The 21,219-nt window shown below is 37.8% G+C and carries 20 protein-coding genes and 1 tRNA gene; 20 read left to right on the top strand and 1 reads right to left on the bottom strand.

All coding sequences use genetic code 11. From position 1 onward, the window contains the following. Positions 1–132 precede the first annotated feature (132 nt). The 18 genes from uvrB (at position 133) to ABC228_RS15115 (ending at position 19,077) form a co-directional block, all read left to right on the top strand. The gene (gene uvrB / locus ABC228_RS15200; protein WP_345826005.1) at positions 133–2,118 is read left to right on the top strand and encodes an excinuclease ABC subunit UvrB; all 1,986 of its coding nucleotides are present in this window, start codon (positions 133–135) and stop codon (positions 2,116–2,118) included. A gap of 7 nt (positions 2,119–2,125) precedes the next feature. Continuing rightward, positions 2,126–4,999 (top strand): excinuclease ABC subunit UvrA, encoded by a 2,874-nt coding sequence (gene uvrA / locus ABC228_RS15195; RefSeq protein WP_345826004.1) that lies wholly within the window; start codon positions 2,126–2,128, stop codon positions 4,997–4,999. Positions 5,000–5,113: 114 nt separating this feature from the next. Beyond that, the gene (locus tag ABC228_RS15190) at positions 5,114–5,467 is read left to right on the top strand and encodes a YojF family protein (RefSeq protein ID WP_345826003.1); all 354 of its coding nucleotides are present in this window, start codon (positions 5,114–5,116) and stop codon (positions 5,465–5,467) included. 26 nt (positions 5,468–5,493) lie between these two features. Further along, positions 5,494–6,159, top strand: a complete 666-nt coding sequence (gene bshB2 / locus ABC228_RS15185) for a bacillithiol biosynthesis deacetylase BshB2 (RefSeq protein WP_345826023.1) — start codon at positions 5,494–5,496, stop codon at positions 6,157–6,159. Between the two features lie 225 nt (positions 6,160–6,384). After that, positions 6,385–6,747, top strand: coding sequence for a phage holin family protein (locus tag ABC228_RS15180; protein ID WP_345826022.1), 363 nt, complete (start codon positions 6,385–6,387; stop codon positions 6,745–6,747). Between the two features lie 140 nt (positions 6,748–6,887). Further along, on the top strand, positions 6,888–7,826 hold the full coding sequence (gene hprK, locus ABC228_RS15175) for an HPr(Ser) kinase/phosphatase (RefSeq protein WP_345826002.1): 939 nt from the start codon (positions 6,888–6,890) through the stop codon (positions 7,824–7,826). Positions 7,827–7,838: 12 nt separating this feature from the next. Further along, the gene (gene lgt / locus ABC228_RS15170) at positions 7,839–8,699 is read left to right on the top strand and encodes a prolipoprotein diacylglyceryl transferase (RefSeq protein ID WP_345826001.1); all 861 of its coding nucleotides are present in this window, start codon (positions 7,839–7,841) and stop codon (positions 8,697–8,699) included. Between the two features lie 25 nt (positions 8,700–8,724). Continuing rightward, positions 8,725–9,684, top strand: coding sequence for a nucleoside recognition domain-containing protein (locus ABC228_RS15165; RefSeq protein WP_345826000.1), 960 nt, complete (start codon positions 8,725–8,727; stop codon positions 9,682–9,684). Next, positions 9,659–10,294, top strand: a complete 636-nt coding sequence (gene ppaX, locus ABC228_RS15160; protein ID WP_345825999.1) for a pyrophosphatase PpaX — start codon at positions 9,659–9,661, stop codon at positions 10,292–10,294. The genes ABC228_RS15165 and ppaX overlap by 26 nt, the downstream gene beginning before the upstream one ends. A 3-nt stretch (positions 10,295–10,297) precedes the next feature. Beyond that, positions 10,298–10,825: an acyltransferase gene (locus tag ABC228_RS15155; RefSeq protein ID WP_345825998.1), complete on the top strand. Its 528-nt coding sequence runs from the start codon at positions 10,298–10,300 to the stop codon at positions 10,823–10,825. Positions 10,826–10,837: 12 nt separating this feature from the next. Then, entirely contained in the window at positions 10,838–11,389 is a 552-nt protein-coding gene (locus tag ABC228_RS15150; protein WP_345825997.1) for a glycerol-3-phosphate responsive antiterminator, read from the top strand. Between the two features lie 236 nt (positions 11,390–11,625). Beyond that, entirely contained in the window at positions 11,626–13,284 is a 1,659-nt protein-coding gene (locus ABC228_RS15145; protein WP_345825996.1) for a glycerol-3-phosphate dehydrogenase/oxidase, read from the top strand. A 123-nt stretch (positions 13,285–13,407) separates the two neighbouring features. Beyond that, on the top strand, positions 13,408–14,415 hold the full coding sequence (locus ABC228_RS15140; RefSeq protein ID WP_345825995.1) for a tetratricopeptide repeat protein: 1,008 nt from the start codon (positions 13,408–13,410) through the stop codon (positions 14,413–14,415). Between the two features lie 84 nt (positions 14,416–14,499). Then, the gene (trxB, locus tag ABC228_RS15135) at positions 14,500–15,456 is read left to right on the top strand and encodes a thioredoxin-disulfide reductase (RefSeq protein ID WP_345825993.1); all 957 of its coding nucleotides are present in this window, start codon (positions 14,500–14,502) and stop codon (positions 15,454–15,456) included. Positions 15,457–15,881: 425 nt separating this feature from the next. Continuing rightward, positions 15,882–16,766, top strand: coding sequence for an RNase adapter RapZ (gene rapZ, locus ABC228_RS15130; RefSeq protein WP_345825992.1), 885 nt, complete (start codon positions 15,882–15,884; stop codon positions 16,764–16,766). A gap of 3 nt (positions 16,767–16,769) precedes the next feature. Beyond that, positions 16,770–17,735, top strand: coding sequence for a gluconeogenesis factor YvcK family protein (locus ABC228_RS15125; RefSeq protein WP_345826021.1), 966 nt, complete (start codon positions 16,770–16,772; stop codon positions 17,733–17,735). Between the two features lie 12 nt (positions 17,736–17,747). Continuing rightward, positions 17,748–18,695: a DNA-binding protein WhiA gene (gene whiA / locus ABC228_RS15120; protein ID WP_345825991.1), complete on the top strand. Its 948-nt coding sequence runs from the start codon at positions 17,748–17,750 to the stop codon at positions 18,693–18,695. A 127-nt stretch (positions 18,696–18,822) separates the two neighbouring features. Next, positions 18,823–19,077 carry an HPr family phosphocarrier protein gene (locus ABC228_RS15115; protein WP_345825990.1) on the top strand — a complete coding sequence of 85 codons (255 nt, stop codon included), beginning with the start codon at positions 18,823–18,825 and terminating at the stop codon, positions 19,075–19,077. A gap of 77 nt (positions 19,078–19,154) precedes the next feature. Here the strand turns inward: ABC228_RS15115 and clpP are convergent, their stop codons facing one another. Continuing rightward, positions 19,155–19,742, bottom strand: a complete 588-nt coding sequence (gene clpP / locus ABC228_RS15110; protein ID WP_345825989.1) for an ATP-dependent Clp endopeptidase proteolytic subunit ClpP — start codon at positions 19,740–19,742, stop codon at positions 19,155–19,157. Positions 19,743–20,004: 262 nt separating this feature from the next. On the opposite strand from clpP, the gene ABC228_RS15105 reads away from it, so the two are divergent. Together ABC228_RS15105 and ABC228_RS15100 are read left to right on the top strand one after the other, a co-directional pair. After that, positions 20,005–20,080: transfer RNA gene (locus ABC228_RS15105), tRNA-Arg, on the top strand. A 198-nt stretch (positions 20,081–20,278) separates the two neighbouring features. Beyond that, entirely contained in the window at positions 20,279–20,785 is a 507-nt protein-coding gene (locus ABC228_RS15100; RefSeq protein ID WP_345825988.1) for a hypothetical protein, read from the top strand. Positions 20,786–21,219 lie beyond the last annotated feature (434 nt).

Genomic DNA, 21,219 nt, shown 5'->3' with positions numbered 1-21,219 from the left:
CCATTCATTAGATAGGGTACAATAAATAATAGTTTTTTTAGTCAAAAAAATCGAATGTTCGTTCGCATTTATGTTAAAATAGGTTTAGATTTATGGTACACTATTAGCAGTAACTGGAACGGAGGGAAGGCTTTGGAAAATAATACTTTCGAGCTCGTGTCAAAATATGAGCCTCGTGGTGATCAACCAAAAGCAATAGCAGAACTGGTAGAAAAAGTTTTAGCTGGTCAACGCCATCAAACATTGTTGGGTGCAACAGGTACAGGGAAAACATTCACCGTATCGAATGTGGTGAGAGAGATAAATCGACCTACATTAGTAATTGCCCATAACAAGACATTAGCTGGTCAATTATATAGTGAGTTTAAGGAATTCTTCCCGAATAATGCTGTGGAATATTTTGTAAGCTATTATGATTATTATCAGCCAGAAGCATATGTGCCTTCCACCGATACATTTATTGAAAAAGATGCCAGCATTAATGATGAAATTGATAAGTTAAGACACTCAGCAACATCAGCACTCTTTGAACGAAATGATGTTCTAATTGTAGCGAGTGTATCTTGTATATATGGGTTAGGTTCACCGGAAGAATATCGTAGCCAAGTATTATCGTTACGAATGGGAATGGAAAAAGACCGGGATCAGCTCTTGCGCGATTTAGTAGACATTCAGTATGCGCGTAATGATATCAATTTCCAACGTGGAACGTTTCGGGTACGTGGAGATTCCGTTGAGATCATTCCTGCTTCCCATGAAGAGCATTGTATTCGCGTTGAATTCTTTGGTGATGAAATTGACAGAATTCGTGAGGTTGATGCCCTAACTGGTGAGATAATAGGTGATCGAGAGCATGTTGCAATATTTCCAGCATCTCACTTTGTTACTCGTGAAGAAAAGATGAAGCTTGCGATTGCTAATATTGAAAAAGAATTAGAGGAGCGATTAGAGGAGCTCCGAAGTAATAATAAACTATTAGAGGCTCAACGATTAGAGCAACGAACTAATTATGATTTAGAGATGATGCGAGAAATGGGATTTTGTTCGGGCATTGAAAACTATTCTAGACATTTGACATTACGTGAAGCGGGAGCAACGCCATATACGTTAATAGACTTCTTTCCAGAAGATTTCTTAGTGGTAGTGGATGAATCACATGTTACTCTGCCGCAGATTAGAGGTATGTATAATGGAGACCAGGCAAGGAAACAAGTTCTTGTCGATCATGGGTTCCGTTTACCTTCTGCGCTTGATAATCGTCCATTGAAGTTTGAGGAATTCGAAAAGAAGATAAGTCAAATTATTTATGTGTCTGCAACACCTGGACCATATGAGTTAGAACATACTCCGGAGATGACTGAACAAATCATTCGACCAACCGGATTATTAGATCCAGAAGTAGAAGTGCGTCCAATAGAGGGGCAAATTGATGATTTAATCGGCGAAATCAATAAGCGTGTTGATCGTAATGAACGGGTACTTGTAACCACATTAACGAAGAAAATGTCTGAGGACCTCACGGATTACTTAAAAGAGGTTGGAATTAAGATTGCATACCTACATTCAGAGATTAAAACATTAGAACGGATTGAAGTAATTCGGGACCTTCGTGTTGGAAAATATGATGTGCTTGTCGGAATCAATCTATTAAGAGAAGGCCTTGATATTCCAGAAGTATCATTAGTAACTATATTAGATGCAGATAAGGAAGGTTTTTTACGGTCTGAACGGTCACTTATTCAAACAATGGGTCGTGCAGCACGTAATGAAAATGGTCGTGTTATTATGTACGCTGATAAAATCACAGATTCAATGGAGCGTGCTATTGATGAAACGAATCGTCGTCGTGAAAAACAGATGGCCTATAATACAGAACATAACATTATACCGAAAACGATTAAGAAGGATGTACGTGATGTTATAAGAGCAACAATCGCAGCGGAAGAAAAGGAAGAATACGCTGACGATACAAAGCGTATTACAAAGCTAACGAAAAAGGAAAGAGAAAAAGTAATCGAGCAAATGGAAAAAGAAATGCGAGAAGCTGCAAAAGCGCTTGATTTTGAGAAAGCAGCAGAGCTACGTGATGTTCTATTTGAACTTAAAGCGGAAGGATGACCTGTATATGCCAAGTAAAATGATAAATATAAAAGGTGCTCGTGCACATAATTTAAAAAATATTGATATCTCAATACCAAAAAATAAACTAGTTGTCCTAACTGGATTATCTGGTTCAGGTAAATCTTCTTTAGCATTTGATACCATTTATGCAGAGGGACAAAGACGTTATGTAGAGTCTTTGTCTGCCTATGCTCGTCAATTTCTTGGGCAAATGGATAAGCCTGATGTGGACACGATTGATGGCTTATCACCAGCCATTTCAATTGATCAAAAAACTACAAGTAGAAATCCGCGCTCGACAGTTGGAACAGTAACAGAAATTTACGATTATTTAAGATTGCTATTTGCAAGAGTCGGTAGACCTACTTGTCCAACACATGGGATTGAAATCTCCTCTCAAACAGTTCAACAAATGGTTGATAGGATTTTAGAATTCCCGGAGAGAACAAAGCTACAAATTCTTGCTCCGGTAGTTTCGGGGAGGAAGGGTGAGCATGTTAAGGTTTTTGAAAAACTAAGACAAGAAGGTTATGTCCGTATCCGTGTTGATAAGGAAATGCGAGAGGTAACAGAAGATATTAAGCTAGAAAAGAATAAAAAGCATTCCATTGAAGTGGTTGTTGATAGAATCGTGGTGAAAGACGGTGTTGCGGGACGTCTTAGTGATTCAATAGAAACGGCTCTTGAATTAGGCGAAGGAAAAATCATTGTAGATGTGATTGATCAAGAGGAGTTAGTATTCAGTGAAAATCATGCTTGCCCAATTTGTGGATTTTCCATCGGTGAACTAGAGCCGAGGTTATTTTCTTTTAACAGTCCATTTGGAGCTTGTCCAACATGTGATGGATTAGGAACGAACCTAGTCGTGGATCCTGACTTAGTCATTCCTGATTGGGATAAGACGTTAAATGAACATGCAATAGCGCCATGGGAACCAATTAGCTCACAATACTATCCACAATTATTAAAAAGTGTTTGTGAGCATTATGGAATTAATATGGATATTCCGGTAAAGGACATTCCGAAGGGACAAATGGATAAGCTGTTACATGGAAGTGGCAAAGAGAAGATTCATTTCCATTATGAAAATGAATTTGGAAATATACGAGATAATATGATTGAATTTGAAGGAGTATTAAATAATGTAGCTCGTCGTTACAAAGAAACGACCTCTGATTTCATTCGTGAGAATCTAGAAAAATATATGTCTCAAAAAAATTGCCCTGCCTGTAAAGGATATCGCTTAAAAGAGGAAGCACTAGCAGTACTGATTGATAAGCATCATATTAGTCAGGTGACAGAGTTTTCAATAACAGAAGCCATGAGCTTCTTTCAAGGCTTAAGCCTAACCGAGAAGGAAGAGCAAATCGCACGATTAATTTTAAAAGAGATTAATAATCGACTAGAATTTCTATATAATGTTGGACTAGATTACTTAACATTAGCTCGTGCAGCAGGAACTCTCTCAGGCGGTGAAGCACAGCGAATAAGACTAGCTACCCAAATAGGCTCTGCATTAACTGGGGTTTTATATGTACTTGATGAGCCTTCCATTGGGCTGCATCAACGTGATAATGATCGTTTAATTGATACGCTGAAAAATATGCGAGATTTAGATAACTCCCTTATCGTTGTCGAGCATGATGAAGATACGATGCTTGCTGCAGACTGGCTAATTGATATTGGACCTGGTGCAGGAGAACATGGTGGTCAAATAGTTGCAAGTGGAACACCGGAAGAGGTTATGAAGGATGAAAAATCTCTTACTGGCCAGTATTTATCCGGCAAAAAATATATTCCTCTCCCAACAAAACGAAGAAAGGCAGACAAACGGTTTATTGAAGTCATTGGAGCATCAGAAAATAACCTAAAAAATGTTTCTGCCAAAATACCAGTTGGTCTGATGACTGTTGTAACGGGGGTATCGGGCTCTGGAAAAAGTACATTAGTAAATGAAATCATTTATAAAGGCTTGGCGAAGGAGCTTTATCGTGGCAAACACCGTCCAGGACAGCATAAGCAAATTAAAGGTATAGAACATATTGAGAAAGTCATTGATATCGACCAATCGCCAATTGGTCGTACACCACGATCGAATCCAGCAACCTATACTGGAGTATTTGATGATATACGTGATGTCTTTGCATCAACAAATGAAGCAAAAGTTCGCGGCTATAAAAAAGGTCGATTTAGCTTTAATGTCAAGGGTGGACGCTGTGAGGCATGTCGTGGTGATGGAATAATAAAAATTGAAATGCATTTCCTACCTGATGTCTATGTTCCGTGTGAAGTTTGCCATGGAAAGCGATATAATCGTGAAACACTAGATGTGAAATACAAGGGGAAAAGCATTGCAGATGTGCTCGAGATGACGATTGAAGAATCATTGGATTTCTTTGCAAATATCCCGAAAATAAAACGAAAGCTTCAAACCATATTTGATGTTGGATTAGGCTATGTGAAGCTAGGTCAACCAGCAACTACACTATCTGGTGGTGAGGCACAACGTGTGAAGCTTGCAAGTGAATTACATCGTCGTTCTAATGGTAAGTCATTGTATATTTTAGATGAACCAACAACTGGTTTACATGTGGATGATATAAGCAGACTGTTAAAAGTTCTTCAGCGCCTTGTAGAGAATGGGGATACGGTCCTTATTATTGAACATAATCTTGATGTGATTAAAACAGCTGATAATATTATTGACCTTGGGCCAGAAGGTGGGTCACGTGGTGGACAGATTATAGCCACAGGAACACCTGAGAAAATAGCGGCACATGAAATATCCTATACTGGAAAATATTTAAAACCGCTTTTAGAGCGTGATACAAAGAGACAGAAGGATGCCCTAAAAGCAAAGGAAAAAGTAGGTTCCTAATGAGATTTAAAAGGCAGCAAGAAATTATTTCTTGCTGCCTTTCTTAGGTTCAAAGTTTTGACGCAATAGCTTTCATTATGTAATGTAAAAGTAGAAGATGAAGGAGGAAGACAGATGAAACCGATTGAGCTAGAAAAAGTCCAAGAATATCTGGCGCGCTTTATAAATAAAGATGTCTACGTTCATTTGGAGACGACAAATGGTGCATACGCAAGTCACGTCAATGAAAAAGCATATAATGTTGGAGTATATATTCGCAATACAAAGGTACGTTTTTCACAAGCTAAAATCGTTGGGGATGGTAAGTCATATCGCGCAGGCTTAAAGATGGAAATGGGTTGGATTTATGCGGAAGGCCTAACTGATTGGGAAATCTTTGAGGATGAAAAACTATTAATGGCAGGACATGACCGTGAAGGCCGCTTAATGGTTGCTTTACAAATCAGTGAAACGCCATTTCATTACTAGAATGGATGGAAAGAAAGGTGAAGATGATGGAAAAGCATGTTGTAGTTATTTACCCACATCCGGATGATGAATCATTTGGAGCAGCAGGTACGATTGTGAAGTTTCGTGAGCAAGGAGTTCCGGTAACCTACTTGTGTGGGACATTAGGTGAAATGGGAAGAAATATGGGATCCCCAACCTTTGCCAACCGTGAAACACTCCCTGACATTCGTAAGAAAGAAATAACGGAAGCTTGTAACGTTCTTGATATGGAGCTTCGTTTACTTGGATATCGGGATAAAACATTGGAATATGAGGATCGTACGGAAGTTGCCGAACATTTAAAAGGTATTTTAGAAGAAATTAATCCAAGCTTAGTCATTACACATTATCCTGATCATGCCGTCCATCCAGATCATAATGCACTGGGAGCTGCTGCAATAGAAGCGGTACGCTTAATGAATCCGGAGCATCGTCCGACCGTTTGGGCACAGGCAATAAGTAATAACTATCCAGAAGTGCTTGGCAATCCTGATATTGTAAATGATGTAACGGAAGCTTTTGATAAAAAGATGGAAGCAATCCTTTGCCATAAATCGCAGGCAAACGGAGTAATTCGCAGCTGGAACCAAAGCGATGGTATTCCAGATGATTTAAAAGAACAAGCTAAACAACGTTTAGGCAACGAGCAGTTTTATATTTGGAACTATTAATAAAGCTCCCTGTACATCTTACGTGCAGGGAGTTTTATTACGTTCACCCAGTAAGCAAATGGAGGTTTTATTCACGAAACACTTGTATATGCTCCTCCTAAATTTCCCTTGGAATCTTTCACACGTTATTCAAATACAATATGGAAAAGGACAACCTAAGCAGGAGAACCTAAAAGAATGTCGAATTAATAAATAATAGACCTAAATCAGAAAGGTGGTGGAATGATGCTACTACGAGGTATTTTAACCATTGTATTAAATGCGGTGGCTTTAATTACAGTTGCGCAGTTATTTGATTCCTTTCAGCTAGATGGTTTTGGTACAGCGTTGCTTGCAAGTCTTATATTGTCGGTTCTTAACCTAATTGTGAAACCAATCTTAATTATACTGACACTACCGTTAACAATTTTTACATTAGGACTGTTCTTATTTGTAATAAATGCGGTAACGCTAATGATTACACAGGCTCTTATTGGGGATTCCTTTGTAATTGATGGATTTGGAACTGCTATACTTGCCGCTGTTATTCTCGCCATCTTAAATTTATTACTAAATAAGCTGGTAAAGGATACATTGACATCCAAATAGTATGCAACCGTTAGCATAGGCATTTTATGTCTATGCTTTTTAATATTGTGGAGATTTAGGGAAGGTCATCTTTTTTCCTTCCTACTATAAAAGTGTGCTACAATATGAAGCAGTTAGGCTGGTATGGAGGGAAAAATTAAATGACAACAATCGTACGTACCAAGGATTTACTAGAAAATTTCAATTTAGAGTTAGTAGCTGGTGAGGAAGGCATACATAGAGAAATTACAACAAGTGATATATCCCGCCCTGGGATTGAGATGACAGGATATTTTAAATATTACCCGAAAGAACGTCTTCAGTTAATTGGAAAGACAGAAATGACTTATTTCTTAGATTTAAGTCCTGCGGAGCAATTAGCTAGAATTACTAGCTTATGTACGGATGTTACTCCTGGAATAGTGATTACAAGAGGGATGGCGATTCCTCAGGTCATGATTGATGCTGCCAATAATTCTGGAGTACCAATTCTTCATTCACCTAGAAAAACAACTAGGGTTATTAGTAGGCTGACAAACTATTTGGAAGCAAAATTTGCTCCGTTTACAGCAATTCATGGGGTTCTAGTGGATATATACGGTGTCGGTGTGCTTATAACAGGCCAGAGCGGGGTTGGTAAGAGTGAGACGGCTCTTGAGCTTGTGAAAAGAGGACATCGCCTTGTTGCGGATGATAGTGTCGAGATTAGGCAGGAGGATTATGATACGTTAATTGGTAATTCTCCTCCGTTAATTGAGCATTTGCTTGAAATTCGTGGTTTAGGAATTATCAATGTTATGACTTTATTTGGTGCAGGATCTGTGCGAAGTCATAAGAAAATATCAATGATCATTAATCTAGAAATATGGGATTCCAAAAAGCAATATGATCGTTTAGGTCTTGATGAAGATAAAATGAAAATTATGGACGTAGAGATTCCGAAAGCAACGATTCCTGTTCGTCCAGGTCGTAACTTAGCAGTTATTATTGAGGTTGCCGCAATGAATTTCCGATTAAAACGGATGGGTGTTAATGCTGCGGAAGAGTTTTCAGAAAGATTATCGAATATGATTATACAAGAAAAAGATGAAATGGAATAGGAGTGAAGTTTTATGAGTTGTGCTGCGCCTGAACTCAATCGTGTGTTCCTCCAAATTGGTACGCTACCAATTTACTGGTACGGTGTCATCATTGCAACTGGGGCTTTTCTGGGCCTTTATATTGCAATGAAGGAAGCAGACCGAATTGGATTAAAAAAGGATTTATTTGTCGATTTAGTTGTATTTGCAATACCGATTGCGATACTCAGTGCAAGAATCTATTACGTAACCTTTGAATGGGACCGATATGCAGGTGGCCCATGGTGGAAGGTTTTTGCTGTGTGGGAAGGTGGAATTGCGATTCACGGTGCGCTAATTGGTTCTGTGTTAACCGCAATCGTATTTGCCCGTGTTAAAAAAGTTCCATTTTGGAAGTTGGCTGATGTTGCTGCACCAAGCTTAATTCTCGGTCAAGCTATTGGTCGTTGGGGAAACTTTATGAATCAGGAAGCACATGGTGTTGCGATTACCGATCAAGGGATGTTAGATTTGCATCATGCGTTACTACCTGACTTTATCATGAACCAAATGTGTATAAAGGGTACAGTATACTATCCAACATTTTTATACGAATCACTATGGAATATTCTAGTGCTTATTCTACTATTATGGTTACGGAGAAAAAATCCAATTCGCGGAACAGTATTCTTAACCTATTTAGCAGCGTATTCAGTAGGTCGCTTCTTTATAGAAGGAATGCGTACAGATAGCTTATATGGCGGGGGATTAAGAACGGCACAGGTTGTTTCTATCCTATTAATCGTCGGTGCGACTCTACTAATAATGTACCGTCGTAAAACAGTTGTAGAACGCTATGAAAGTACTGATAAATCGAAAAAGACCGGTAAGAAAAATACAAAGAAGAAAAAATAGCAGCGTGGAGAGAGGGAAACAAAAAATGTCGGGTATTTTCATAAGAGGACTACGTCAAGGGCTTCACACAACGTGGACATTAGGTAAAGTAATTTTTCCAATTACATTACTTGTGACAATCCTGCAGTATACACCTGTTTTACCTTGGTTGATTGAAAAAATCAGTCCTTTAATGGGGTTAATTGGATTATCTGGTGAGGCAGCAGTACCACTAGTTCTAGGTAATACATTGAATCTTTATGCAGGTATTGCGGCCATTATTTCCTTTGATTTTACAGTAAAAGAAGTATTCATCATGGCAATCATGCTTTCTTTCTCTCACAACCTATTTATCGAGTCTGCAGTTGCTTCAAAAGTAGGAATTAAATGGTGGTTAATTATTAGCGTGCGTGTAGGTCTGGCATTGCTTTCAGCAACGATTATTAATCTCGTATGGAATGGTGGCGCAGAGCTTGCACAATATGGTTTGATTTCAAAAGAGTCCACAGCTTTAACAGGTTGGGGAGAAATTACGTTACATGGGCTACAAACGGCAATCATTGCTGTCATACAATTAGCACTCATTGTTATTCCTTTAATGGTTATGATGCAATATCTACGTGAAAAAGGAATGCTAACAAAATTATCCAATAGCATTGCACCATTTACTAAAGCCTTAGGAATGGAGAAGAACACTTCTATGACATTAGTTGCGGGGCTTACCATTGGGCTAGCATATGGTGCAGGATTAATGATTCAAGCAGTGAAAGAGGATGGCGTATCCAAAAGAGATATGACACTTGCGTTATTATTCCTCGTGTCATGCCATGCTGTTGTTGAGGACACATTGATCTTCATACCGCTTGGTATCCCTGTTTGGCCATTACTATTCATTCGTCTACTAACGGCAATCCTGCTAACAATGGCAGTTGCCTATATTTGGAGACGGGTGGAACGTCGAAGAAAGAAGGAACACACCAATGAACATTCGTACAATACTATTTGACTTAGATGGAACATTAATTGATACAAATGAACTAATCAATGAATCCTTTTACCATACGTTTAAGCATTATGGATTAACCTTTACACATGATGAGATTCTGGCTTTTAATGGACCTCCTTTAAAAGAAACGTTTGAAAAGATTGATTTGGATAAAGCAGAGGCAATGGTCACTACTTATCGAGAACATAATCTTGCACATCATGATGATTATGTAAAGGTATTTCCCAATGTAAAAGAAACGTTAAAGCTTTTGAAAGAAAATGGGATAAAGCTTGGTATAGTCACAACGAAAATGCGTCAAACAGCAATAAGAGGTATGAAAATAACGGGTATTGATACTTATTTTGATACGATTATTGCCTTAGACGATGTTACACATGCAAAGCCACACCCGGAACCAGTATTAAATGCGATGCAGGAAATCGGTGCAGAAGTGGAGACAACATTGATGGTCGGTGACAACTCGCATGATATTGAATCAGGTCAGAATGCAGGAGTTAAAACGGCAGGTGTAGCTTGGTCACTAAAGGGAAAAACGTTATTGCAATCCTATCACCCTACCTATATGCTGGACGATATGCAGGATTTACTTAAAATTATTGAGGTGTAAGCTATGCGGAAAACAGAGCGCTATCCTGTAAAAGATGCGAATTCTCTATGGCATATCTATAAAACGGTATCCTTTTGGAAGGTTATGAAAAACTTTATGGTTATACAAGTTGCAAGATACACCCCGTTCTTACGTGTGAAAAACTGGTTATATCGTACATTTTTACGGATGAAGGTAGGGAACAAAACGTCATTTGCTTTAATGGTGATGCCAGACATTATGTTTCCTGAGAAAATAAAAGTAGGCGATAACACTGTCATTGGCTATAATACGACTATTCTTGCACATGAATACTTAATAAAGGAATACCGTCTAGGTGCTGTGGTAATTGGAGATGAGGTGCTGATTGGTGCCAATAGTACCATTTTACCTGGTGTGACGATAGGGGATGGCGCAATAATATCTGCAGGTACTTTGGTGCATAAGGATGTACCAGAGGGTGCTTTTGTAGGCGGTAATCCAATGAAGCTTATATACACCAAAGAGGAGATGCAGGAACGAGAGCATCTTCAAATCACAGATCAAGAATAGGTGAATGAAAAAATGGAAATACCAACTGGTGTATTGCCAGCTATACGAAATATGAAGGATTTTGAACGAGTACTGGAAACAGATCATCATACGTTAGTTCTCTTAGAAACTAGATTATCCCAATTGAAAAATATTGTTACCTATGCGAAACGTGCCAAGAGAAAAGTGTTTATTCATATCGATTTAATTCAAGGTTTACGAGCTGATGAATATGGCATGGAATTTTTACTACGAGAAATAAAACCGGATGGTATTTTATCAACAAGGGCTAATGTGATCAACTTAGCCAAAAAGAATAACCTACTTGCCATACAACGTGTATTCCTATTGGATAGCTTGTCCTTAGACAATAGCTTGAGATTGTTGGAGCGTTCAAGGCCTGATTGTATTGAAGTACTACCAGGATTAATCCCTAGTGTCATAGAGAAAATTCATCAAAAATCAGGATTGCCAATTATCGCTGGTGGATTGATCGCAACCGAGGATGAAATAACGCAGGTCATTGACGCGGGCGCTGTTGCCGTATCTACTTCCAATAAGGACCTTTGGAATTACGCTAGGTAATTTATTGAACTTGTTAGGAAGTTATGGTACAATGAATACAAGTTAATAATTTCGGACGGAGAAATGGAGAACCGCAATCATTCTAATGTATTGAGCATTAGACTGTTTGCGGTTTTTTTGTTGTTATAATAGTAGTGATTGATAAAAATAACGCCATTTTCCTAGAAATCAATTCTAAAATTTATTGACTTACAAATAGTATTAATAATAACAAAGATATTTGGGGAGGTAACATAATGGGGGTCTTTTCAAGCTATAAAAGAGAAGAGATAATCAACCAAATGAAACATGAGAAGTTAGATTTGCTTGTAATTGGTGGCGGAATTACCGGATCAGGTATTGCACTTGATGCAGTCACAAGAGGGTTAAAAACAGGATTAGTAGAGATGCAAGACTTTGCTGCAGGGACTTCAAGTCGATCAACAAAGCTAGTACATGGTGGACTTCGATATTTGAAGCAATTTGAAGTGAAAATGGTTGCCGAGGTTGGGAAAGAGCGTGCAATTGTTTATGAAAATGGACCACATGTGACGACACCAGAGTGGATGCTTCTTCCATTTCACAAAGGTGGAACGTTTGGACCATTCACAACCAATATAGGGCTACGAGTATATGATTTCTTAGCAGGTGTAAAACGCAGTGAGCGTAGAAAAATGCTCTCACCTGAAAAAGCACTGCATATGGAGCCTTTAATCAAGAAGGAAGGGCTTAAAGGTGCAGGTTATTATGTGGAATATAAAACAGATGATGCTCGTTTAACAATTGAGGTGATGAAAAAAGCAGTAGAAAAAGGCGCACATGCTATCAATTATACAAAAGTGGTAGATTTTATTTATGAAGAAGAGAAATTAGTTGGGGTAATTGTAGAAGACCAAACAACTGGGGAAAAGCATGAGATCTTTGCCAAGAAGATAATTAATGCAGGTGGACCTTGGGTCGATGATTTACGTGAAATAGATGGTTCCAAGTACGGGAAGCATTTACATTTAACGAAGGGTGTTCATCTTGTTTTCGATAAAGAAAGATTCCCGCTAGAGCAAGCAATATATTTTGACACGCCAGATGGAAGAATGGTATTCGCGATTCCACGTGAGAACAAAACCTATGTAGGTACAACGGACACAACTTACAAGGGGAATATCTCCCATCCAACTATGACAAGAGAAGATCGAGACTATATTATCGATTCCATCAATTATATGTTCCCATCACTTCATATTACAGCAGATGATGTAGAGTCCAGCTGGGCAGGTTTACGACCGTTAATTGCTGAGGATGGGAAGAAGCCAGGTGAAATATCTAGAAAAGATGAAATTTTTGTTTCTAAATCTGGCCTCATATCCATGGCAGGAGGAAAGTTGACTGGTTATCGAAAAATGGCTGAGCAAGCCGTTAATACCGTTGTTCAACAGCTGAAGAATGAAGAAGGGATTATTTATTCAGAATCCGATACGAAACACCTTCCTATATCTGGTGGTGATGTAGGTGGTTCAACAGGATTTGTCGAATTTCAGAAAGTAAGCGTAGTAGAAGGTATGAATCTTGGTATGGAAGAAAAAGAAGCCGAAAGATTAGTTCAACGATATGGCGGAAACGTTTCAAAGGTAATGGAGCTATACCAAACCAGAAAGGAAGAAGCGGAACAAGCGAACATCGATCAGCTTGTATTTGCTCAACTATCCTATGGATTGGAACATGAACTCATCTATAAGCCTACGGATTTCTTCATTCGCAGAACAGGAGCACTATTTTTTAATATTGATTGGGTGAAACAACATAAAGATAGTGTTGTGACATATATGAGCAAGCAATTGAATTGGAATGCGGTACAAAAACAAGATTATGTACAAGAGTTAAATACCCTTTTAGAAGAAGCTGTTCAGCCAGTTGAATAAAATGTCTTTGAGCCTTGATCCGAAATGGATTGAGGCTCTTGTTATTGCGTAAAGAAAGCTATGTCATTCTACTATTAATTATGGTATACTTTGTTCGATATGTGAAAAAATAGGGGGATATGCATGCAACACGTTGAAAAAAAAGAAAATATTGCAAAGACTAATAATGTTATCCCTTTTATTCCAACAGGTGATTTTTACTTTGCGAAGGGTGTTGAGTCATTTCGCAAAAGAAAATTTGATCGTGCACTAAAATGGCTAAACAAAGCTGTTGAAACTGCACCCAATAATCCATTGTACCAATGTCAAATGTCAATCATTTATACGGAGACAGGTGCTTTCCATAAGGCAAATCAAATATTGACCAAGGTATTACAAGCTACTGGAGATCAATACGTCGATTGCTATTACTTACTTGCAAATAATTATGCACATTTGGGACTTTTAAATGATGCGAAGAAATTTGCAGTTTCCTATCTTGATAAAGAGCCAAATGGTGATTTTAGCGAGGATGCAAAGTCATTATTACAATTAATAGATATAGATGATTATGATGATGATGAGGATTGGGATTTTGAGGATGAAGATGAACTCATTGTCTATCAAGAAACCGTTTTTCATCACTTGGAAAACAAGGAATGGGATAAAGCCATAACGTTATTAGAGGAAATGATTGTACTATTTCCTGAACATAAAACCGCACAGCATGAATACACGCATGCTTTGTTCTTTTCTGGAAAGCAAGAAGAAGCAATCCAAAGGGAATTAGAGTTATTAGAAGAAGATCCAAATAACTTATATAGCCATACGAACTTAGCATTATTTTATTTTGAGACTAAGTCTGAGATAGAATATCAAAAGCATATTCGAGCATTACTAAATATATATCCAATACACGAACAACAAAAATTGCGGATTGCGACGACTTTCGCAAGAACTGGTTTTTTAGAGGAAGCATATACACGTTTTCGTATGCTTGATAAATCCGCAGTGATTAGTCATATATCCTATTATAGATGGTATAGTATGACCGCTTATCGTTTAGGAGAACCTTCTAAAGCACTATCATTGTGGGAGGAAGGCTGTCGCAGACATCCCCTGTTATCCGAAGAAACAGGACCTTGGATGTAGATGAGCAGATAATTAGACGAAATCAAGCGAATCCTATACGCTAAATTTAGAAGATATTAATTGCTTTAGGAAGGGGCGTTAACGATGTCCGAAGACAAAATATATGATGTGATAATTGCCGGCGCAGGCCCAGCTGGAATGACTGCAGCGGTATATGCATCTCGAGCGAACTTAGATACGCTAATGCTTGAACGTGGAATTCCTGGTGGACAAATGGCGAACACAGAGGATGTAGAAAACTACCCGGGATTTGATAATATATTAGGACCGGATTTATCTAATAAAATGTTTGAACATGCCAAGAAATTTGGCGCTGAGTACGCATACGGGGATATTAAACAAGTAGAAGATCATGGTGATTTGAAAACAGTCATCGCTGGAAATAAGGAATATAAGACAAAAGCACTTATCATCACTACTGGAGCACAGTATAAAAAACTAGGTATACCTGGTGAAGAAGAGCTCAGTGGTCGAGGCGTGTCTTATTGTGCGGTTTGTGATGGTGCTTTCTTTAAAGAGAAAGAATTAATTGTTGTCGGCGGCGGTGACTCGGCTGTTGAAGAGGGCGTTTATTTAACGAAATTTGCTAGTAAAGTAACGATTGTTCACCGTCGTGACTCACTACGCGCACAAAAAATCCTTCAACAACGAGCTTTTGACAATGAAAAGGTTGAGTTCATTTGGGATACAACCGTTGAAAAAATTAATGGACCAGAAGGTAAAGTAAGTAGTGTAACACTGAAGGATGTTGAAACTGGTGAAACCTACGAGAAGCAAGCTGATGGTGCATTTATCTATATTGGAATGGTACCTCTAAGTGAACCGTTTCAATCACTCGGTATTACCAATGAAGATGGATATGTATTAACAAATGAAAATATGGAAACAAGTATTCCAGGAATTTATGCTGCAGGCGATATTCGTGATAAAAAGCTAAGACAAATTGTCACAGCAACAGGCGATGGTAGTATTGCAGCACAGGCTGCCCAAGCTTATGTAGAAGAATTAGATGAAAAATTAAAGGCTGCTAATTCGAAGTAAAGACTAATAGTGGAACATCAAAAAGGGGAGCCACGTGCAATTGGTGAAGCTTGCATTACTACACGACGATTTTCTAAAAAAATTTCGTAAAGTAAAGGCATCTTAACGTGGCTGTAACACGCACGAAACATAATTAAGTTACAATAAGGATAACTAATTGACCCCCTTTTTAATAGATAGATTAGTTTTTGGCGCAGATGTTATCATCTGCGCATTTTTTTTGGAAATTGATACCCTATTGCATTTATATCTGAATACTATTATGCGAAAAGGAAAATTAATCATTTCCTTGTGGCATTAAAATACTTCAAGGTATAATAGATATAGTAGTGAAAGCTATAATTACTTTCTAAATATGGATGTTTTTAGAAAGGTATCATAAAAGGTATCTCTGCTTCCATACACAACCTTAAGGGGTGAATGACATGACAGAATTAGAGCAAGAGACAAAGATGGTTATCATCACTGGTATGTCTGGTGCTGGTAAAACCGTCGCAATTCAAAGCTTTGAAGATTTAGGATATTACTGTGTAGATAATTTGCCTCCTGCATTATTGCCGAAATTTTTAGAGCTAATGCGAGATTCAACAAATAATATACACAAAGTTGCACTCGTAATGGATCTTCGTGGGCGGGAATTTTTTGATTCATTATTTGAGGCACTTGATCTTTTAAGTGATGAAGAGTGGCTCGATGAGCATATCTTATTCTTAGATGCGAAAGATGAGAAACTCGTTACGAGATATAAAGAGACAAGACGTTCCCATCCATTAGCTGTTGGCGATTTACCACTAAAAGGTATTAAACAAGAACGAAAAATACTAGACGAAATGCGAGGACGGGCGCACCGCGTAATTGATACAACAAACATAAAGCCAAGAGAATTACGGGAAAAAATTCTAAACTTTTATACGGAGGAAAAACAAGAGATATTCTCCGTCAATATGGTGTCGTTTGGATTTAAATATGGTATTCCAATTGATGCCGACCTTGTGTTTGATGTGCGTTTTCTTCCAAACCCGCATTATGTAGCACATTTACAACCCTTAACAGGACTAAACCAAGATGTTTCCTCCTATGTATTTAAATGGTCTGAAACGCAAAAATTCCAAGATAAAGTATTGGATCTTTTACAATTTATGCTTCCTCAATATAAGAAGGAAGGGAAGTCCCAATTAGTTGTTGGAATTGGTTGTACTGGTGGACAACACCGTTCTGTAGCATTAGCTGAATTTTTTGCGAAGAAGCTTTCAGCAAATTATATTACCCATGTAAGTCACCGAGATATTGAAAAAAGAAAGGGCCATTAAATGATGACAGAGCAGAAGGAACCACGGATAGTGGTTATCGGCGGTGGAACTGGTATGCCAGTTTTGCTTCGCGGATTAAAGAATTTTCCTGTACAACTAACTGCTTTGGTTACCGTTGCAGATGATGGAGGCAGTACTGGTAGATTACGAAATGAGATGGCGATTCCAGCACCAGGCGATATTCGCAATGTCATTGCGGCAATGTCCGAAGTTGAGCCAATGATTGTGCAGCTGTTTCAACATCGTTTCTCAGATGGTAATGATCTGTCTGGTCATTCCATGGGAAATTTATTATTAGCTGCCATGACTTCCATTACAGGAGATTTCTATACGGGTATTAAAGAAATCTCTAGAGTATTCAATGTTAAGGGGAAAATTTACCCGATATCAAATGAAAATATTTCACTTCGTGCCGAAATGATTGATGGAACGATTGTCGAAGGGGAATCGAACATTCCATTAGTGAACAAACAAATTAAACGAATCAGTCTAAATCCAGAAGATGTCACGCCATTGCCAAATGCAATTAAGGCTATTGAAAAAGCGGATTTAGTTGTGATTTCGCCAGGTAGTTTGTTTACCAGTATCTTACCTAATTTAATCATCCCTCAAATTGATGCTGCACTTCGTAACACAAAGGCCAAGGTAGTATATGTATGTAATGTGATGACGCAAGAAGGCGAAACCACTGGTTTTTCTGCTAGTGATCATGTACAGGCTATAATGAATCATGTGGGTGATAATTTCATCGATGCCATTATTGTGCATAGTGAAGCTATTGATCCGAAGATTCGTGTGGCGTATGCAGGAGAAAATGCAGAGCCAGTTGTTTATGATACAGATCGGTTATTAGAAATGGGATTACAGATTATTGAAGGGGATATTATTGACCACAATAAATCGATGATTCGCCATGATACAAATAAAATATCAAAGCTTTTATTTACGTTAATTGAAGACAATAGGTAAAGGAGGGATAAAATGTCCTTTGCTTCAGAAATCAAGAAGGAACTGACCTCATCTGAAATTAGTGATTGTTGTTCCTACGCAGAGCTGGCAGCATTAATACGAATGAACGGGACTCTTTCATTTTCCCAAATGAATTATACATTGGATGTCCAAACAGAAAATGCAGCTATTGCAAGGCGTATTTATACGTTAATAAAGGCTAGCTTTTCTCCACTTCCAGTTGAGCTCCTGGTCCGGAAAAAAATGAAATTAAAGAAGAATAATGTGTATATCGTTCGCCTAAAAGAGGACGTACATGAAATGCTAACGGAGCTTGGCATCATGAAGGATTCCTATACATTTGTGCGAGAGGTATCTGATCAGTACCTACAGAAGGATTGCTGTAAACGAGCATATTTACGAGGAGCTTTCCTAGCAGGTGGTTCCATTAATAATCCAGAGACTTCCTCCTATCATTTAGAAATTTATAATACACATGAGGAGCATAATGAGGCCTTATGTGAGCTACTAAATTCTTACCGTTTACACGCACGTGTACTAGAGCGGAAAAAAGGATACATTGTTTATATGAAGGAAGCGGAGCGTATAACAGAATTTCTAAGCATTATCGGTGCGCACAATGCATTGTTTAAGTTTGAAGATGTACGTATTGTTCGAGATATGCGAAATTCTGTTAATCGCCTAGTAAATTGTGAAACTGCCAACCTGAATAAAACAATTGGTGCGGCATTTCGTCAGATTGAAAATATTAAGCTGATAGAGAGTACAGTTGGATTGGATGCATTACCCGAAAAGCTGCGAGAGGTAGCTATATTACGAGTGCAGCATGAGGATGTTTCCCTAAAGGAATTAGGTGAACTCGTATCAAGTGGAAAGATTTCAAAGTCTGGTATAAATCATCGATTAAAGAAAATTGACGAATTTGCAGAAAAAATTAAACAAGGTGAAATTTTATCATAACTTCATTTAATATTTTCTATATCCATGATATAATAGGCTATCATGGATATTTTTTTATACTTTTTGAAGTGTAAAAAAATTTTTATTATAGTATGGTACCGCTTACGTTTAGGGGAGGATGAGATAATTGGTTGAGAGAGTTGTTACAGTTGAGCTGGAGACTGGTTTACAAGCAAGACCTGCTGCGCAATTTGTTCAAGAAGCTAACCGCTATACGGCACATTTATTTCTTGAAAAAGAAGGAAAACGTGTAAATGCGAAAAGCATTATGGGCTTAATGAGTTTGGCTATTACAACTGGAGAATCTATTAAGCTAATCGCAGATGGATCGGATGAAGACGTTGCATTAAACCATTTAACATCATTTGTTTCAAAAAAGTAAATTTTCTAGTGTAATATGTGAATATAATAACAATAAAGAGGAAGAATCAAATTTGATTCTTCCTCTTTTCGCTTTTATTAATCGGGTTTACGTTCCATTACTTTATCAATCAAGCCGTATTCAACTGCATCTGCAGCTGTCATGAAATTATCACGTTCTGTATCGCGGTTAATTACCTCGATTGGTTGACCAGTACGATCAGAAAGAATTTTGTTTAGGTTCTCTCTCATCTGTAGAATACGTTTCGCGTGAATTTCAATATCTGTTGCTTGACCTTGTGTACCACCTAATGGTTGGTGAATCATTACTTCACTGTTTGGTAATGCAAAACGCTTACCCTTCTCACCAGCGGCTAGTAAAAATGCACCCATGGATGCAGCCATACCAGTACAGATGGTAGAAACATCTGATTTAATGAACTGCATTGTATCGTAAATTGCCATCCCTGCTGTAATTGATCCACCAGGAGAGTTGATATATAGAGAAATATCTTTACCTGGATCTTCAGCTTCTAGGAATAATAATTGAGCAACAATTGAATTGGCAACATTGTCATCAATTGCACTTCCTAGCATAATAATTCTGTCCTTTAATAAGCGGGAATAAATATCATATGCGCGTTCACCACGGTTTGTCTGTTCAATAACTGTAGGTATTAAATTCATTGGAATTCCTCCTTCATGCATTTTCATATTCTATGGATATATCCAATCCTTGGATATTTTCATCATATACTATTGGTCAATTAAGGTCAAACAAAAACGTTTGACAATAATTGCAGTTTGTCCAAGCATCTAAAATACATATTCCATCATACCCCTATAGCCCAATGATTAAACCCATCATTACGAAAAATACTTGTTTAATCAGGATTCAGGCGTTATAATAGCCTATGTGTCCGATTTATTGGGCATACTAATGTTATATGCGCCCATAGCTCAGCTGGATAGAGCACTGGTTTCCGGTACCAGGTTTGCCGGGGGTTCGAATCCCTCTGGGCGCGTTTTGAAAGTCGGTAGTGGCAAGGGTTTGAAAATTTTCATTCCCTTGTTTTTTTCTGTAAATAAATACGTTTTGCAAACCAATTGTAAATTATAGGATTCGAAAGATATATTAAATTGATCAATATTGTTAAGGAAATTCACTATTCAGTAAAATCCAGCTATACTTTTAGCGAAATTTGGTAGGAGGATTTAACTATATGAAAAGGTTAATATTAATAGGTATTGTCTTTCTAACAGGGTGTGGATTAAGTTCACAGGAATATGAGCCCGAAGTTGAGGATGTAAGTGCTGAATCTTCAAGTATAGAAAATGAAGACGTTAAGGATGTGATACCTACGGAAAGAACTGTAGATACAGGACCAAATTATCCTTGGCAACATTTTGCAACGAATTTGATAACAGAGTATCAAACAGAAGGCGAAATAGTATATTTGTTTTCAGACGCAGAAGCATTAGAAAGGGATTTAATTGAGGATGCTAGTAGAGATGATGAAGGAAATGAACAATTAGCACAAAGGAAAGAAAAAAGCGTTAAAGGATTTGCAATATACCTCGACCAATTTATTAATGAGGTTAGCCAACATATAGACAATGAAGCATATTTTAATAAATTAAGGGAAGTAGAACAGGCGCTATTAACTGCTGATTATCAAAGCGTTATAGATTTAGTAAATGAAGCAAAACAAATTAGAGAATCCAATTAGGGTTCTTTTTTATGGCGCAGTATAGAGAAGGAACATTTTAGTGATTTTACAGGAACTTATTTATTTTATTAATAGATTGAATCGCTGTTTTTGGATTAAAAATTGTTATTATACCATTGGGAACTAAATTGAATTATTTCAACCATATCCGAACGGAATTAAAGGTTAGTAGCGGAATAGACTTTGAATTGGTTGATTTAAGTTGCTGCAAGATAATTCCACTAGGCTTGGTGAGTAGGATTTGAAGAGTAGGTTAATTAATAGAGGAGAGAATAGATATTTCAAGACTTAGTGGATCAGGTTCGGGTGCTCAAGTGATTAGATTAAAGAAAAAGAGTTCACTCTTGAAGTTTCTAAGTATCTCAATGCAAGAGCAAATACTGCTACTGTAGTATCGTTTTGTTAAGCTATTCGCAAGAAGATTCGTCGAAATA

Origin of the sequence: Ornithinibacillus xuwenensis, from assembly GCF_039614845.1 — a bacterium.
Classification (GTDB): domain Bacteria; phylum Bacillota; class Bacilli; order Bacillales; family Amphibacillaceae; genus Ornithinibacillus; species Ornithinibacillus xuwenensis.
Note: the sequence above shows the minus strand (reverse complement) of the source record. Positions and strands in the feature narration are given on the sequence as shown.